Here is a 16,939-nt window from a genome sequence, read left to right as displayed (position 1 = left end):
TAAATAGTGGTGCCCGGACTCGGAATCGAACCAAGGACACGGGGATTTTCAATCCCCTGCTCTACCGACTGAGCTATCCGGGCAACGGAGCGCATTAAACCGTAGTCGCTCCCTCACGTCAACCAAATTCATGGAAAAGCTGTTCAACTGCTTACTATTGCGGCAATCTACGCGTTTGCGCCGTATGTTTGCACAAATCTTCCAGACAGCGGTACGGCAATCGGGCAATGCTGGCAGCGAGAGGAGGGCAGAATGGCGACAAAAGATTGGCTTGAGCTGCGACAGCATGCCGATACGGGTATTGAAACGATAAAAGCGCACTTTGAAGGCCATGCCTTCGACCCGCACTGGCATGATAGCTATCTGGTTGGCATTACGCTTAACGGGATGCAGCAGTTTCATTGCCGACGCGAACGTCACCGTAGCCAGCCGGGTGATGCCTTTTTGCTGGAGCCAGGCGAAATTCACGACGGCGATGCGCCGATTGCCGGCGGTTTTACCTACCTGACATTTTATCTGGACGAGCGCTGGCTTACTCACACGTTGCACGGCCTGTATGACGCTACGCCGGACAGCTATTCGCTGCATTTCCATCAGACGCTGACCCGCGAGCCGCAGTTGGTTCGCGCGATTAATGAGACCTTTAGCACCCTGCATACCGATGAGATGCGTATTGTTCAGCAGAGCAGTATGGATAATCTGCTGGCACAGCTGACTTCGCACTGCCAGTGGCGTAAGCGACTACCAACACAAATCCAATGCGCGGCGATTGCCCATCGGGCGCGGGATTATCTGCATGCGCATATCGGCGATAATATTGGACTGTCTGACCTGGCGCGGGAAACCGGAACCGACCGCTTTACGCTCACCCGCAGCTTTAAACGCGAGTTTCATCTGGCGCCGCATGCCTGGCTTATTCAACTGCGGCTGGCGAAGGCGCGACAATTGCTGTCGCTGGGTGAACAGCCGGTGGATGTGGCGGCGACGCTTGGTTTTGCAGACCAGAGTCATCTTGGGCGCTGGTTCCAGCGGGCGTATCGTATCTCGCCTGCCCACTATCGCCGGTTGTGCACAAACCTTCCAGACGTTTCCAGAAAATAGCGGCACAGTCAGGACTCAAAGAATAAGGAGTCCACCTGTGAATATCATGCCGTTCCTGCTGTTTGCCTTTGTTGCCTCGATAACCCCTGGCCCCACCAATATACTGGTGCTGACCAATAGCCAGCACTATGGCGTGAAAGCGACGATAGCCCCGCTGGTCAGCGGCTGCGTCGCGGCCAGTGCCATTGTGTTGATTTCAGGAGCCGGCGCGGGAGAGTTGCTGCGGCAATATCCGCTGGTGCGCCAGGTGATGAGCTGGGCGGGCGTACTGTGGCTGAGCTGGATGAGCTGGCAGCTGTTCTGCGCGCCGGCGGCGAACATTGCCGGGAGAACGCATCATCGGTTTACCGTCAGGGCTGCGGCGCTGCTGCAGGTGATAAACCCGAAAACGTGGATGATGGCGCTGGCGGTGGTGAGCTTATTTGCGCCGAGCGGATCGCATGCGCTGCGCGAAGTAGCGCTGATGGCACTGTGGTTTTTACTGATCTCGGTCGCGTGTTTGATGTGCTGGGCGTTCCTGGGAAAGGCGGTTAACCGCGTCTTCCGCACCACCGTGGCGATGGTGCGGTTTCAGCGGCTGATGGCGCTGTGCCTGCTGTTTTCCGCGTGGGCGGGGATGCTGGCTTAGGTTAACGCGCCGCCCTGGCGGCATTTCGCAAAGCGCAGAATGTCTTCCGCAAGGCGATGAGCGGTATCGACATCGACCTGGCTACGACTTACCAGCATGCGGCTCAGACAGCCTTCAAGCACCAACTGCATCTGTTTGGCGACCATGGCGGGGTCATCTACTTCCAGTTGGGTTAACAGCTCGTGGCTGTACTCGTAGGCAGCCTGCTTTTGCTGATTCGCCAGTTGGTGGATAGGGTGATCTGCCTCCGGGTAGAAAGTGCAGGCGGCAATAAATAGACAGCCCGGATAGCGGTTTTTATTTACGCATTCAGTCAGCGCGGTGTAGCGAGCCAGCAGCTTTTGCTCCGGCGTCAGCTCCTCGTTCAGCATCAACTGACGACGCCATGTATCTACCTGTTGGCTCAGATAGCGCAGTGCGTCATACAGTAGCGCCTCGCTGTCTGGCCAGAAACGGCGCAGCTCATCCAGTGGGCGGTCTACGCGCGCGGCAATCATTTCCAGCGTGGTGCTGGCAATCCCTTCTTGCTCAAGGAGCTGTAGGGCTTCCCCCAGTACGTCTTCGCGTTGCACGGTATTCTCCTCCGTTCCTGACGGCTTTCCGTCTAAAAGTGTTGTCTACGGTTGGCTTTCGCGCAAATGCGCGCGAAACGTGGCGGCATCCATAAAGCCGGTCACCCGCAGTGCGGGCTGCTCGCGGCCATCTTCATCAAAGAAGAGGATGGTCGGCAGACCCAGAACCTGTAAATGTTTTAGCAGCTCTACGTCCTGCGCGCGGTTGGCAGTGACATCGGCCTGTAACAGTACGGTGTTTTGTAGCGCCTTTTGGACCTGCGGGTCACTGAAGGTGTATTTCTCAAACTCTTTGCAGGCTACGCACCAATCGGCATACAGATCGAGCATAACCGGTTTGCCGCGAGCCCCGGCGAGCGCCGTTTCCAGCGTCTCAACGTTGCTGATACGGGTGAAATTTAGATGTGCCTGATTTTGCGTAACCGGGACGCCAAATGCCCAATCCTGAAGCGGGCGAACGCTAATCAATGCTGCGGTCAGCAGCACAATCTGCCCAATGCGCTGCCACGGTTTTTTTAATCCCAGGCTGGTGATAAACGCCCAGCCGAAGAACGCCACGCCGAGCATTGACCAGAGACGCAATCCCCAGATATCACCAATAATGCGCTCCAACAGGAAGACCGGCAGAGCGAGGATCACAAAGCCAAACGCTGTTTTAACCTGCGCCATCCACGGCCCACTTTTGGGCAGCAGACGATTACCGAAAACGGTGATAATGATCAGCGGTAGTCCCATCCCCAGCGCATAGAGATACAGCGTTCCACCACCGAGCCACAGATTACCGCTTTGGGCGATATACAGCAGGATAGCGCTCAGCGGTGCCGTGGTACACGGTGAGCAGATAAGCCCGGCAATCGACCCCATAGCGAATACGCCCCCTGCGGAGCCACCCTGTTGGCGGTTGCTCATTAAGGTGAGGCGAGTTTGTAGTGATGACGGTAGCTGGAGTGAGAAAGCGCCAAACATCGATAGTGCCAGCAGGATAAAAAGCACCGACAGGCCAACGAGTACGTAAGGATGCTGGAGCGCAGCCTGAAACTGCATTCCGGCGGCGGCAACCACCAATCCCAGTGCGGTGTAGGTCAGGGCCATGCCTTGCACATAGATAAAGGCCAGCAGCAGCGCACGGGCAGTCGAGAGGCGCTGTTTGCCACCGAGAACGATACCGGAGATCAGCGGGTACATCGGTAGGACGCAGGGGGTGAACGCGATACCGATGCCGATCAGCAGTGCCCAGAGGGCGCTAAACGGGAGAGTGGTGTCGGAATTACCCTTCATCCCGGCGCTCTCTTCGGAGGGTGAAAGCACGTGTGCTGGCTTGGGCTCGGTATTTTCCCCGGAGAACGGCGTTTGCGCCTGTTCGACAACGGCATTTAACGGCACGGTTTTGGTTTCCGGTGGATAGCAGAAACCCGCATCGGCGCAGCCTTGATAGGTCACGGTTAGCGTTGCACCTTGTGAGGCCTCGGTTAACGTAACCGGAACGGTTAGACGCTGGCGATAGATTTCGCTTTTGCCGTAAAACTCATCGTTGTGCCATTCGCCCTTCGGCAACTGCAGCGGGGCGATATGGGCATGGGTTGGATTCACCTGAATCTGCTTACGATACAGGTAGTAGCCCTCTTTTACCTGCCAGCTCAGGCTGACATCGTGCTGATTCTGCTGAAAATCAAAGCTAAAAGCCTGGTCAGCAGGGACAAAATGAGAGCGGCCGGGCGCGTCAAACAGCCCGGCGAAGGCCGATGTGCTGCACAGCAGCAGGATCAGCGTAAGGAAGCGTTGAGCCATGAGAGGTAATCGGTATCTGCGTGAGTAACGGGTAAAACTAACAGTTCGGGGGTTTGATACGGGTGATGAGCTTTCAGGCAGTCAAGCAGCGCCTGCTGATGGGAGGTGTCGGTCTTCAGCAGCATTTGTACTTCATACTCCTGCTCCAGTTTCCCTTCCCAGTAGTAGAGCGATGTCGCGCCGGGCAACAGCGTGGCGCAGGCCGCGAGTTTTTCGGCCAATACTTTCGCCGCCAGGTCCTGGGCGGTCGCTTCATCAGGAGCAGTACAGAGAACCACAACAGCGTCGGGAGTACTCATTGTCACCTCGTAGCGATGAAAAGAGGCACTATAGCACGGTGAGTTAGTGGGGTTGAATGCATCGGGCCGCTGAGCGGCCCGACTTTAACGATTTTTACAGCGTCAGGTGGTTAGAGGATCAGGCCGCCAAAAATAAAGCCGAGGATCACGCACAGGGTAATGGCGATGACGCCAGGGATCAGAAACGCGTGGTTAAACACGTATTTGCCGATTCGCGTTGATCCGGTGTCGTCCATTTCTACCGCCGCTAACAGCGTTGGATAGGTTGGTAGAACGAACAGTGCCGAAACCGCGGCGAAAGAGGCGATTGCGGTGAGCGGGCTAACGCCCAGCATCAGCGCCGCAGGCATCAGCGCTTTGGTGGTCGCCGCCTGGGAGTAAAGCAGGGTCGCGGCAAAGAACAGCACCACGGCCAACAGCCACGGGTAGTTATTCAGCAGGTCACCTGCAATGGCCTGGATGTCGGCGATATGGGCTTTCACAAAGGTATCGCCCAGCCACGCCACGCCCAGTACGCACACGCAGGCACTCATACCGGATTTAAAGGTGCTGGCGTTGAGGATTTCGCCGGTGTCGATTTTACAGGTGATGCAAATCAGCGTGGCGATAGTCAGCATGAATACCACGATGGCTTCGTTACGCGGCAGAACGGGGTTCTGAATCAGACCGACGGTATCGCTAATTGCAGTGGCATAGAACATGACGGCGACGATACCGACAAGGAACAGCAGCACTGAACGTTTGGCATGTGGCTTCAGTTCGAAGACCTGGCTGCCGCGCAGACGAACTTCACCTTTCGCCAGACGCTCCTGGTACACCGGATCGTCTTTCAGTTCGCAGCCAAGGAAGTTGCACACCACGGAGGTCAGCAGTACGGCAATCAAAGTGACCGGAATACAGATGGAGAGCAGCGTCAGGTAGCTAACGCCCATGGGCTCAAGAATGCCGGCAAAGAACACGACCGCTGCCGAAATCGGCGAGGCAGTAATGGCAATCTGTGAGGCGACAACGGCGATAGATAGCGGGCGGGAAGGGCGGATCCCTTGCTCTTTAGCCACTTCGGTAATGACCGGTAGCGTGGAGAACGCGGTATGACCGGTACCGGCTAGAATGGTCATAAACCAGGTGACCAGAGGTGCGAGGAAGGTGATGTATTTTGGGTGGCGGCGAAGCATGCGCTCTGCCAGACTGACCAGATAATCCATCCCGCCGGCGACCTGCATCGCGGCAATCGCGGCGATAACCGCCATGATGATTTCGATAACATCAAAGGGGATCGCGCCGGGTTGTATCTGGAAGATCAGCGTCAATACCAGTACGCCTAAGCCACCGGCAAAGCCGATGCCGATACCTCCGAGTCTTGCCCCCAGATAGATGGCAAGAAGCACAATAACCAACTCTGCTCCAAACATATTAGCCTTCCTTGTTTACCAGATTGATATGTAATTGTTGTGTTTTCGTGAATTATAGAAACAAAAAAGGCATGTCATCATGACATGCCTCGGTTATTTAGTCTGAAAGACTACTGCTCGCTTTCATCGGTATATCGCTTCGCTTTATAAGCCGGGTGCATCAGGTTTTGCGGGGAGAAGATGTCATCCAGCTCCGCCTCGGTCAACAGCCCGCGCTCCAGCACCACTTCGCGTACGCTCTTACCGGTTTCGGCACAAATTTTCCCGACGATGTCGCCGTTGTGGTGGCCGATGAATGGGTTCAGGTAGGTGACGATGCCAATGGAGTTGTAGACGTAGCTTTCACACACTTCTTTGTTGGCGGTGATGCCGTCGACGCATTTTTCCAGCAGGTTGTAGCACGCGTTAGTCAGGATGTGGACCGACTCAAACAGCGCCTGGCCGATAACCGGTTCCATCACGTTCAGCTGCAGCTGGCCCGCTTCGGAAGCCATGGTGACAGTGGTATCGTTGCCGATAACTTTGAAGCACACCTGGTTGACCACTTCTGGCACTACCGGGTTCACTTTGGCCGGCATGATAGAAGAGCCCGCCTGCAGTTCCGGCAGGTTGATTTCGTTCAGACCCGCGCGTGGGCCGGAGGAGAGCAGGCGAAGGTCGTTACAGATCTTCGACATTTTTACTGCCAGGCGTTTCAGCGAGCTGTGCACCATGACATAGGCACCGCAGTCGGACGTTGCTTCAATCAGATCTTCCGCAGGTACCACGGCCAGATTGCTGACTTCAGCCAGCTTCTGCACCGCCAGTTGCTGATAGCCATCTGGCGTATTTAGGCGCGTACCGATAGCCGTCGCGCCGAGGTTCACCTCCAGCAGCAGTTCTGCGGTGCGCAGCAGGTTTTTGGTTTCTTCATTGAGCAAGACGCTGAAGGCGTGGAATTCCTGACCGAGGGTCATCGGTACGGCGTCCTGTAGCTGGGTGCGGCCCATTTTCAGAATGTCCTGGAATTCAACCGCTTTGCGCTGGAAGCCTTCGCCTAACTGATTGATCGCATCAATCAGCTTCAGAATAGAGGTGTACACCGCGATGCGGAAACCGGTTGGGTAAGCGTCGTTGGTGGACTGGCATTTGTTAACGTGGTCGTTAGGGTTGAGGAACTGGTATTCGCCTTTCTGATGGCCCATCAGTTCCAGACCAATGTTCGCCAGTACTTCGTTAGTGTTCATGTTAACGGAGGTACCCGCGCCGCCCTGGTAAACGTCTACCGGGAACTGATCCATGCACTTACCGTTATTCAGGACTTCATCACATGCAGCAATAATGGCGTTGGCGACGCCTTTTGGAATGGTTTGCAGCTCTTTGTTCGCCATGGCCGCCGCTTTCTTCACCATCACCATCCCGCGAACGAACTCTGGGATATCGCTGATTTTACTGTTACTGATGTAAAAGTTTTCAATCGCTCTCAGAGTATGAACGCCGTAGTAAGCGTCAGCAGGAACTTCCCTGGTACCCAACAGATCTTCTTCGATACGAATGTTGTTTAGCATGTGAACCTTCTTTTTGCGAGCTGCCAATGATTTCACCAAATACGCAGGATTTTTGAAGTCATGCGTTTTTCTTACCGCAGATTATTTCCTTAATCGGCCCGGTGTCCATGATCATATGCTGATGATAGCGGATTGCAGTTATCTGGATCACTTATTATCTGGTGAAGCTGATAAGAATTATTGATTTGTGAAATGAATCACCGCTTGACGAATGTTGACAAAATTATCCATCTGCGCTGATTGAAATACGGCGATCCATCACCATTTAAATCTAGTGCAGAGAATCATGAATCGCTGCCGGCGCGTCGTACGCGTTGTTTACCTCACAGGAGATGCCAGTGCGCTGGATACCGTTAATCGCAATTTTTCTCTATGTTTACATTGAGATATCTATTTTTATCCAGGTCGCCCATGTGTTTGGCGTCCTGATGACGTTGCTGTTGGTTATTTTCACTTCGGTTATCGGCATGTCGCTGGTGCGTAACCAGGGCTTCAAGAACCTGATGCTGATGCAGGAAAAAATGCAGGCGGGTGAAAGCCCAGCGGCAGAGATGATCAAAAGCGTATCGCTGATCCTTGCCGGTTTGCTGTTGCTCTTACCGGGGTTCTTTACCGATTTCCTGGGTCTGGTGCTGTTGCTACCGCCGGTGCAGAAGCATCTGACCGTGAAGCTGATGCCTTATTTGCATTTCAATCGTATGCCGGGAGGCGGTTTTGCTGGCGGTACCACGAGCGGGCAGACCTTTGACGGTGAGTATCAGCGTAAAGACGAACGTCCTGATCAGATTGACCATAAAGACGATAATCGCCCGTAATGGTTTTATCGTGATGAAAAAAGCCGGATATCTCTCCGGCTTTTTTGTTTTTACGCGGTGACTATGCGCCGCTTAGGCAGCAGCCACCACAGCATAAACAGCATCACGATGGCGTACAGACTCTTCCAGCCGACCATTGCCAGCAGCATGACGCATAGCGCTACGCCAATCATCGACAGCATCCGGAAACGGCCAGTGAGCAACTTACAGCCCGCCAGCATGCACAGCAGGTAAATCATAATAAAGATGCCGTTGGCGTAGATGATTAGCGCATCGAGATTGATATTAAGCCCATAGCTTGCCAGCGTGCTGAGCATACAGCTGCCGATCACGACGTTTAATGCGTTGCGCGGCACGTGGTTAGGTGACAGTCGGGCCAAATAGCTGGTGGGTTTATATTGCGCCTGGGACCACACCAGCCGGGCAAAGCTTTGAATATAGATATTGGTGCTGGCAAAGCAGGCGAGAAAGCCGATCACGCTTGCTACCCAGAGTGCTTTAACGCCGAACAGTTGTACCACGATGGTGGGTAGCGATGCCGCCGCGGTATTGGCTGCGCCGTAGGCATGAAAACGAAGTACCAGGACGGTACAGGCCCAATAGACAACACCGGCTAGCAGTAGGCCGATAATCAACGCCCGCGGGAAGTCACGCTCCGGGTGACGAAACTCAGAAGCCATATGTGCGAAGGCCTCAAGGCCAACAAAGCACCAGAACATCACCGAGAGAGCGGCAAACAGCTGCGAAGGGTTAATTTCCGCAGGCGCCGGGAAAGGGATCTCACTTACCGTGATATCGCCGTAGACCCAAATGGCTGCCAGCAGCGCGATAATCAATATGGCAACCAGTGTCTGAATATTCGCGCTGGAGCTTGCGCCGCGTGAGCCCAGCCACCAGATGATACCCAGCGTGGCGACTTCGGCCATCAGCAGCTGCCAGCCGTGCCAGCCAAATAGCGCTTGAGTAAAACCTGAGGCGATATGTAAGGCGGCAGGGAGACCAACGGGAATGACTGAGAGAAATAGCCAGCCGGTCACGCGCGCCAGGCGGGGGCCAAAGGCCATCTCGACAAAGTGTGCGACGCCGCCTGCGCTGGGGAAGTGGCGGCCAAGTAAGGCGAAAACAATCGCCACCGGAAATACCAATACAATCAACGCCGGCCACGCCCACAGGCTATTGTTACCCGCGACTATCGCGCCCAGTGCCGGTACGGCAAATACCCCGGTCCCCAGCAGCGATGTCGACAGTAATCCGATTCCTTGAGCTAATCCCAGCTCCTGTTTGAGTTCCGCCATACCCTTCGCCCACGCCCTTGAAAAAGAGCGTGATTTTACCACAGCAGAGCGTGGTATCGCCCCGCGCCATTGTGCTGTAGTCAGCACGGATTTCAGTGATTTATCGTGATTGAGGGGCGGTTATAAATTTTTTTTAGGTTTCCCCCTTGAAGGGCAGGAGAACACCCCCATCTCTCTGGCACTAGCCGGAAAACCGTGTACGGCCCGGCGTCATCCATAACTGATAATGACTTTCTCAAAGGAGAGCTATCAATGAGTATTCGTCCGCTACATGATCGTGTGATCGTCAAACGTAAAGAAGTTGAAACCAAATCTGCTGGCGGCATCGTCCTGACCGGTTCTGCGGCAGCGAAATCAACTCGTGGCGAAATCATCGCTGTCGGTAAAGGCCGCATTCTGGAAAACGGAACTGTGCAGCCGCTGGACGTTAAAGTTGGTGACATCGTGATTTTCAACGACGGCTACGGCGTGAAATCTGAGAAGATCGACAATGAAGAAGTGTTGATCATGTCTGAAAGCGACATCCTGGCAATTGTTGAAGCGTAATTTTTACGCACGAAACTGTACGAATTTGAGGAATTAAGAACATGGCAGCTAAAGACGTAAAATTCGGTAACGACGCTCGTGTGAAAATGCTGCGCGGCGTTAACGTACTGGCAGACGCAGTTAAAGTAACCCTGGGCCCTAAAGGCCGTAACGTGGTTCTGGATAAATCTTTCGGCGCACCAACCATCACCAAAGATGGTGTTTCCGTAGCACGTGAAATCGAACTGGAAGACAAGTTCGAAAACATGGGCGCGCAGATGGTGAAAGAAGTTGCTTCTAAAGCGAATGACGCTGCAGGCGACGGTACCACCACCGCGACCGTACTGGCGCAGGCAATCATCACTGAAGGTCTGAAAGCCGTTGCTGCGGGCATGAACCCAATGGATCTGAAACGTGGTATCGACAAAGCTGTCGCTTCCGCCGTTGAAGAACTGAAAGCACTGTCCGTACCTTGCTCTGACTCTAAAGCAATTGCTCAGGTTGGTACCATCTCCGCTAACTCCGACGAAACCGTAGGTAAACTGATCGCTGAAGCGATGGATAAAGTCGGTAAAGAAGGCGTAATTACCGTTGAAGACGGTACCGGTCTGGAAGATGAACTGGACGTGGTTGAAGGTATGCAGTTTGACCGTGGCTACCTGTCCCCATACTTCATCAACAAACCAGAAACAGGTGCAGTTGAGCTGGAAAGCCCATTCATCCTGCTGGCTGACAAAAAAATCTCCAACATCCGCGAAATGCTGCCAGTTCTGGAAGCCGTTGCGAAAGCAGGCAAACCACTGCTGATCATCGCTGAAGATGTTGAAGGCGAAGCGCTGGCGACTCTGGTTGTTAACACCATGCGTGGCATCGTGAAAGTGGCAGCGGTTAAAGCACCTGGCTTCGGCGACCGCCGTAAAGCTATGCTGCAGGATATCGCTACTCTGACCGGCGGTACCGTTATCTCTGAAGAGATCGGTATGGAGCTGGAAAAAGCGACCCTGGAAGACATGGGCCAGGCTAAACGCGTTGTGATCAACAAAGACACCACCACCATCATTGATGGCGTGGGTGAAGAAGCGGCGATTCAGGGCCGTGTTGCTCAGATCCGTAAGCAGATCGAAGAAGCAACATCTGACTACGACCGTGAAAAACTGCAGGAACGTGTAGCTAAACTGGCTGGCGGCGTTGCAGTTATCAAAGTCGGTGCTGCTACCGAAGTTGAAATGAAAGAGAAAAAAGCACGCGTTGACGATGCCCTGCACGCGACCCGTGCTGCGGTTGAAGAAGGCGTGGTTGCCGGTGGTGGTGTTGCGCTGATTCGCGTTGCATCCAAACTGGGTGATCTGCGCGGCCAGAACGAAGACCAGAACGTGGGGATCAAAGTTGCGCTGCGCGCAATGGAAGCTCCACTGCGTCAGATCGTTCTGAACTGCGGCGAAGAACCTTCTGTCGTGGCTAACACCGTGAAAGCGGGCGACGGCAACTACGGTTACAACGCAGCAACCGAAGAATACGGTAACATGATCGATATGGGTATCCTGGATCCAACTAAAGTGACCCGTTCTGCTCTGCAGTACGCAGCTTCCGTTGCTGGTCTGATGATCACCACCGAGTGCATGGTCACCGACCTGCCAAAAAGCGACGCTCCTGATTTAGGCGCTGCTGGCGGCATGGGTGGCATGGGCGGTATGGGCGGCATGATGTAATCGTGCGCTATACCCCATAGCATCAAGAAACCCCCGGGCAGAAATGTTCGGGGGTTTTTCTTTTGGTCATCTTTTTAGTATAAGGTTTACACACGGACGGCTTGCGTCCAGCTCATTGATTATGGGGAATAACATGCAGGTAAAATTATTAGCAGGGATTGTGGGTGCTACGTTGCTGTTAGCTGGCTGTAGCTCCACGACGGAGCTGACCGCAGGTGGCCAGAATGTGCGCTTTGTGGAAGAGAAGCCAGGCGCTGAGTGCCAGCTGATGGGCACCGCTACCGGAACACAGGGTAACTGGCTCTCCGGCCAGCAGGGTGCGGAAGGCGGTTCTATGCGCGGTGCTGCAAACGCGCTACGTAACCACGCGGCAGAGCTGGGTGGTAACGTGATTTATGGCGTAAGCAGCCCGACGCAAGGTGTGCTGTCCAGCTTTGTTCCTACCGACAGCGAAATGAACGGCCAGGTTTATAAGTGTCCGAATTGATATGCCAAGCCTCCCTCTGTTAAAACGGAGAGAGGCTTAACGGCTCAGGTATTCAACGAGTCTAAGGTATCAAGATAAAAGGCGTGTAGTGGCCTCAAACACTCATCCCGCGTAAGTATCTTTTCAGGTTGGGCTGAGATAACTCGGCTAAAAATCTGACACGCCCGTTTATCATCGCGCACTGCCTGTAGCGTCGAGTACTTTTCCAGGGTATGCATCAGAATGTTGTTTTCTTCCTCTGAAGAGTGATCGGCGCTGGTTTTAATTACGGCACCGGAAAGCACTTTTTTTCCTTCCGCGGTGTTAAAACAAAATAAGATTGCCAGATGATGGGTAAACAGTAACTGTTTCCAATCATCCTGCGGGTACTGCTGGTAATTCATGGCCTCGGTATTGCTCAACCTGGCGGTATAAAGCATCAAGTGATTCACCGTCGAAGCGAAGTATTGAATAAGCTCCGTTTCGCCAGCATGAATTAATGCTTGCTGGATAGCGGCAATCAGTGGTCCTGTCAGCATATCGTCGATGTACAAGAGAGTGATAAGGTCATTCTGCAACGTCGCGATAAGGGTGGAAACGGATCCTCCTGGCTTGAGCATAAGTGACATTACCCGCCTTTCGGGATTAGGATGCTGAAGCTCTTCCTCCTCTATTTGGGGGGTATGGTTCATTAATGCATCGGAGAAGGCTCGGAGTTTTTTTCCATATGCTTCTCCTTCAAACATGAGGCGTTCGGAGACAACGATCATTCGGTTACGCAAAATGGTTAGCAGTGAGGCTAATTCAGGGACCTGTAGATAATAGTGTTGGTACAGTCCATCTGATTGCTTAGTTTTTAGCAGCAACGCTAAGAAGTGATTTTCATATTTGATAACTGCCGTATTAATACCAGTGATCGAGTTTTGCATAGGATTTTCCTTTCCAGATTTAATGTACAGCCTGTACCGAGCTGTATTGTGACAAGTCGATGATGCGATCGGCCGAAGCAATTGTAGAGGGGCGATGGGCAACGATAACTCGGGTAATGCTTAGGCTGGAAATTGAGCGATTGATGATTGATTCGTTATTCAGATCTAAATGGCTGGTGGCTTCATCCATAAACAGAATGCTGGGCTTACGATAAAGTGCGCGAGCAATTAAAATGCGTTGCTTCTGTCCCCCAGAAATACCAAGGCCAAGCTCACCCACGATGGTTTCATACCCCATAGGCATGTTCATGATCTCGTCATGAATATTACAATATCTGGCGCATTCGATAACCAAATCCATTTTTACGTTATTCTCAAAACCGCTGATGTTTTCAACCAGTGATCCAGAGAACAAACGATCTTCCTGCAGTACGCAGGATATTCCCTGACGATAATTGTTTAAGCCAATTTTTTGGATGTCGAGATTATCAGCAAATACATCACCTTGTGTTGGAGATAGTAGGCCACACATGATTTTTAGCAGTGTTGTTTTCCCCACTCCTGACGGCCCAATTAAAGCAACTGACTCGCCGGGAGAAATGTTGAGGTTCAGGTTTGCAATAATGGGTTGCGAAAAGGGATCGTATTGGTAACTGAGATTCTTTATCTCAAGCCGGGCGCCTGTACCTTCAGAAAATACTCGACGAGGGGGCAGCGATTTTTCCGGTTCGCTGAATACAATTTCTGAGAGGCGCTCATTGTGTAATGACAGCATGCGCAGCTGCATACACAGATCGATGAGGCTGGATGCTCGCTGGGAAAACTGGCCTCGATAGGCGTTAAACGCCATAAACATACCGAGCGTCATATTATTATTGATGACCATAATCGCACCCAGCCACAGTATGACAACTTGATCGATTGACGTGATGAAGGTGTTTATACCGCCAAACATCATATCGAAACGTGTCTGCTTAATGCCTGCATTACAGGCGTCAATATTGAGATTGAGCCAGTGCTGGGAGCGGCGGCTTTGTAGATTAAGCGCCTTAATTGTCGCAATGCCATACAGTGATTCCATGAAGTGGGATCCGGAACGTGCACCTTTAACGACCTGCTCCTCGGCAACGCGACGGTAGAAACGATAAGTCAGCAACCGCATTAGCGCATAGCAAAATGTAAAACCCACAACGACCCATACCAGCCAACCACCATACAGCGTTAGCATGATTAGCAGGCCGACAGTCATGATTGAGTCCATAATCCCGGTCACAATGCTATTTGTGAAGGTTGAGCGAATAGTATCAAGTGACGAAAAGCGGGATTGGATATCACCGAGATGTCTTTTTTCAAAGAATGACAGCGGAAGATTCGTCAGGTGATCAAATAATGATGTTTTCCATTGAATATTCGTCAGTGTATTAAGTGTTAACGAAGTCCATGCTCGTAACATGCTGATAAAAGTCCGGAACAAGGTAAAAAATACGAGCCCAATGCAAATGATGGATAATAAGTTTTGGTCATGAGCCATGATAACGTGGTCAGTAACCAATTGGGTTCCCACCGGCAGTAACAGCCCGATTGCCTCGATCGCCATTGAATAAGAAAAAATCTTGAGCAGCACTGACTTTAAGCCAGCGATATTGTTCATCAGGTCTATCAGTCGTAGCCGAGACTTACGTTTTTCTTGCTGAAAGTTTTGATCTGGCCAGAGCTCTAGTGCAATACCGGTGAAATGGTTAGAGATCTCCTGTAGTCCAATCACTCTTTTACCTAAGGACGGGTCATGGATGATAAAGCTGGATTGACTGACTTTAGTCAGCACTACGTAGTGGTTCATTTCCCAATGAATGATGCAGGGAAGTTTTAATTGCTTAATTTCATTCAGATCTAAAGTGAGTGCGCGGCTCTTTAGGCCCGCCTGTTCGGCCATCTGACTTAACGATAACAGACTTGAGCCTTGTGACGGGCTGCCGTAGCGTTGGCGGAAGTTAAATAAGTCGATATGCTGCCCATAAAAACTGCAGACCATCGCCAGGCAGGCAATACCACATTCTGTTGCTTCCGATTGCAATATAACGGGCGTCTTTTTCCGCAGCGAAAAATCAATTTTAGAAATTATTTTTGAAAATAAATGATTAGTCATCGAGTGGTCCGCTTACGCTTTGGGTCATCTTATAAAAAGGAGTGAACATCCACATATACAGTGGTCTTTTTTCGAGAAATACAATGGCCTGAGCCTTGAGGCCATCGGATAACTTTAGATTCTTCCCGTTATACTCGAACTCTTTATTTTTGATCTTTACTAATGCCTTATAGAGGGCAAGTTCTTGTTGTACAGCCCCATTGTTAACGTTAGTGTATTCTGACATCTCTTGCCGAGATGCCGGCATCGATGATATAGACATTACCTGACCAGGGAATTGGCCAAATTTATCAGATGGAAACGCATCATAGCGGATATTAATGGTGTCCCCGGGCTTTACATAAGGGATGGCATTATTCGGTAGCCAAAGGATAAGATAATATTCAATATCTCCAGTGGGTTTTATTTGCGCAAGGCTGCTACCGTTGTCAACCATTTGTCCTTTGGTGACTGATAATGATTCAATGCGACCGGCAGTCATGGCTTTGATAATTAAATTACCATTTGCATTTGATTCAACAAGTTGATTTCTATAATCATTGGTTTGGTTATTTTGGGTTAATATTTGATTATCAAAATCAGCAGCCTTAGTGATTTTGTCGCTATTGAGTTGAGTGAGTTGCGATTCAAGCTGCATTTTTTGACTCACTAAAGACTGGTAAGCACTTTGTTGCTGGAAGTAGAGCGAGTGCTGGTAGTTGTATTGATCTTTTGTGATATACCCTTTTTTAAGATAGCCGTCGTAGCTAGATAGATTGTCATGCATTTTTTTGAGGCCCGTTTGTGTATTGGTCAGCATCCGATTGGTTTCTTTCAATGATTCAGTGGCAGTTTTCAGTTGGACTTCAATCGCGCTGACAGTTTCGCTTTTATTTCGAGTTAGCTTTTCTATGATTCCCTGTGAATTAAGAATTTTTTCATTGATGACTCCAACCTGGGCTGCGCTGACGTTGCCACTTGACGTATTTCTGGATATATCGATCTCATACAACGGCGCATCTTTTTCTACCAGATCGCCGATGCTGACGAATTGATTAATTACCGAACCTTGTTGAGGCGAAAAAATATTGATGGAATGCGGTAGCGTGATCACCTCACCACGAACGTCAATTCGTTGGGTGAAAGAGCAGAAGGTCACTGTTGCGATCAACATCATTAAGAATATGGCAGAAAGTAGCATAATTAGCCACGCAGGCAGACCAGCCAAAAGTAGGGCTTTTCCCTGCCAGTGATTTTTCTTGTATTCAATCGCTTCCCTGCGATAAAGGTTATTTAGCATTATCGGCTACTTAGTGTTTATTAAGTCGATTGTTATCTGTCGGTTATATATGAAACGATTAGACATATTCAATATTATAAAGGCCCGCATTGCGGACCTTTATCTTTTAGATGCAATCTAATATCAGGCAGATGTCCATGGCGTGAATGTACCTTCTATTGCCCCATCAAGGAATGAGGTACTGTAATTATAGACATCATCAAATCCCGCTAGCCCGCCGGCGATCCCACCGATCACGGCACCTGCAGCAAGGCCATAAAGCATCCCAACCCCCTGACCGATGGAACCGACGCCGAGGATACCACCGCCATCGCCGCCATGAGCGCCACCAATAATTGTTCCAATCGCGGCCCCCGCGGCTGCACCACCTACAATACCCGCGGCAGCAGAAATGCCGTTGGTGACTACAGATGTGACGGCATTGCTAA

General features: G+C 51.5%; 16 protein-coding genes and 1 tRNA gene. 6 read left to right on the top strand and 11 right to left on the bottom strand.

Features of this window, described 5'->3' with window-relative positions:
* Window positions 1–7 precede the first annotated feature (7 nt).
* Window positions 8–83 (bottom strand) — tRNA-Phe (locus KCR01S_RS22610).
* A gap of 169 nt (window positions 84–252) precedes the next feature.
* Here KCR01S_RS22610 and KCR01S_RS22605 point away from each other — a divergent pair.
* Window positions 253–1,101, top strand: coding sequence for an AraC family transcriptional regulator (locus KCR01S_RS22605; RefSeq protein ID WP_061285162.1), 849 nt, complete (start codon window positions 253–255; stop codon window positions 1,099–1,101).
* 37 nt (window positions 1,102–1,138) lie between these two features.
* Entirely contained in the window at window positions 1,139–1,729 is a 591-nt protein-coding gene (locus tag KCR01S_RS22600) for a LysE family translocator (protein WP_061285161.1), read from the top strand.
* Here the strand turns inward: KCR01S_RS22600 and KCR01S_RS22595 are convergent.
* The 5 genes from KCR01S_RS22595 to aspA form a co-directional block, all read right to left on the bottom strand.
* Window positions 1,726–2,301, bottom strand: coding sequence for a transcriptional regulator (locus KCR01S_RS22595; RefSeq protein WP_061285160.1), 576 nt, complete (start codon window positions 2,299–2,301; stop codon window positions 1,726–1,728). The genes KCR01S_RS22600 and KCR01S_RS22595 overlap by 4 nt on opposite strands.
* 45 nt (window positions 2,302–2,346) lie before the next feature.
* Window positions 2,347–4,089 carry a protein-disulfide reductase DsbD gene (locus KCR01S_RS22590; protein WP_061285159.1) on the bottom strand — a complete coding sequence of 581 codons (1,743 nt, stop codon included), beginning with the start codon at window positions 4,087–4,089 and terminating at the stop codon, window positions 2,347–2,349.
* Complete coding sequence (cutA, locus tag KCR01S_RS22585) at window positions 4,065–4,388, bottom strand: divalent cation tolerance protein CutA (RefSeq protein ID WP_061285158.1); 324 nt, start codon at window positions 4,386–4,388, stop codon at window positions 4,065–4,067. The genes KCR01S_RS22590 and cutA overlap by 25 nt, the downstream gene beginning before the upstream one ends.
* A gap of 110 nt (window positions 4,389–4,498) precedes the next feature.
* Window positions 4,499–5,800: an anaerobic C4-dicarboxylate transporter gene (locus KCR01S_RS22580; protein ID WP_061285157.1), complete on the bottom strand. Its 1,302-nt coding sequence runs from the start codon at window positions 5,798–5,800 to the stop codon at window positions 4,499–4,501.
* Window positions 5,801–5,910: 110 nt separating this feature from the next.
* On the bottom strand, window positions 5,911–7,347 hold the full coding sequence (aspA, locus tag KCR01S_RS22575; protein WP_061285156.1) for an aspartate ammonia-lyase: 1,437 nt from the start codon (window positions 7,345–7,347) through the stop codon (window positions 5,911–5,913).
* A gap of 338 nt (window positions 7,348–7,685) precedes the next feature.
* Here aspA and KCR01S_RS22570 point away from each other — a divergent pair, with 338 nt between their 5' ends.
* Entirely contained in the window at window positions 7,686–8,162 is a 477-nt protein-coding gene (locus KCR01S_RS22570; RefSeq protein WP_061285155.1) for an FxsA family protein, read from the top strand.
* A gap of 50 nt (window positions 8,163–8,212) precedes the next feature.
* Here the strand turns inward: KCR01S_RS22570 and yjeH are convergent, their stop codons facing one another.
* Window positions 8,213–9,457, bottom strand: a complete 1,245-nt coding sequence (yjeH, locus tag KCR01S_RS22565) for an L-methionine/branched-chain amino acid transporter (RefSeq protein ID WP_061285154.1) — start codon at window positions 9,455–9,457, stop codon at window positions 8,213–8,215.
* Between the two features lie 252 nt (window positions 9,458–9,709).
* Here yjeH and KCR01S_RS22560 point away from each other — a divergent pair, with 252 nt between their 5' ends.
* The 3 genes from KCR01S_RS22560 to KCR01S_RS22550 all read left to right on the top strand — a co-directional run bounded on the left by KCR01S_RS22560 (window position 9,710) and on the right by KCR01S_RS22550 (window position 12,178).
* Window positions 9,710–10,003, top strand: coding sequence for a co-chaperone GroES (locus KCR01S_RS22560; protein ID WP_003855929.1), 294 nt, complete (start codon window positions 9,710–9,712; stop codon window positions 10,001–10,003).
* Window positions 10,004–10,044: 41 nt separating this feature from the next.
* Window positions 10,045–11,691, top strand: a complete 1,647-nt coding sequence (gene groL, locus KCR01S_RS22555; protein ID WP_061285153.1) for a chaperonin GroEL — start codon at window positions 10,045–10,047, stop codon at window positions 11,689–11,691.
* A gap of 133 nt (window positions 11,692–11,824) precedes the next feature.
* Window positions 11,825–12,178: a DUF4156 domain-containing protein gene (locus KCR01S_RS22550; protein ID WP_061285152.1), complete on the top strand. Its 354-nt coding sequence runs from the start codon at window positions 11,825–11,827 to the stop codon at window positions 12,176–12,178.
* 44 nt (window positions 12,179–12,222) lie between these two features.
* On the opposite strand, the gene yjeJ is transcribed toward KCR01S_RS22550, so the two are convergent.
* The 4 genes from yjeJ to KCR01S_RS25420 all read right to left on the bottom strand — a co-directional run.
* Window positions 12,223–13,086 carry a YjeJ family protein gene (gene yjeJ, locus KCR01S_RS22545; protein ID WP_061285151.1) on the bottom strand — a complete coding sequence of 288 codons (864 nt, stop codon included), beginning with the start codon at window positions 13,084–13,086 and terminating at the stop codon, window positions 12,223–12,225.
* Window positions 13,087–13,105: 19 nt separating this feature from the next.
* The gene (locus KCR01S_RS22540) at window positions 13,106–15,232 is read right to left on the bottom strand and encodes a peptidase domain-containing ABC transporter (RefSeq protein WP_061285150.1); all 2,127 of its coding nucleotides are present in this window, start codon (window positions 15,230–15,232) and stop codon (window positions 13,106–13,108) included.
* Window positions 15,225–16,511, bottom strand: a complete 1,287-nt coding sequence (locus KCR01S_RS22535) for an HlyD family secretion protein (protein ID WP_061285149.1) — start codon at window positions 16,509–16,511, stop codon at window positions 15,225–15,227. Before KCR01S_RS22535 ends, KCR01S_RS22540 begins: the two co-directional genes overlap by 8 nt.
* A 123-nt stretch (window positions 16,512–16,634) precedes the next feature.
* Window positions 16,635–16,939: hypothetical protein (locus tag KCR01S_RS25420; RefSeq protein ID WP_244886224.1), on the bottom strand; the 305-nt coding region annotated here is incomplete at its 5' end.

The sequence above is a fragment of the Kluyvera cryocrescens NBRC 102467 genome (assembly GCF_001571285.1).
Classification (GTDB): domain Bacteria; phylum Pseudomonadota; class Gammaproteobacteria; order Enterobacterales; family Enterobacteriaceae; genus Kluyvera; species Kluyvera cryocrescens.
The sequence above is the reverse complement of the archived record's forward strand: the minus strand, read 5'-3'. Positions and strand labels throughout refer to the sequence as shown.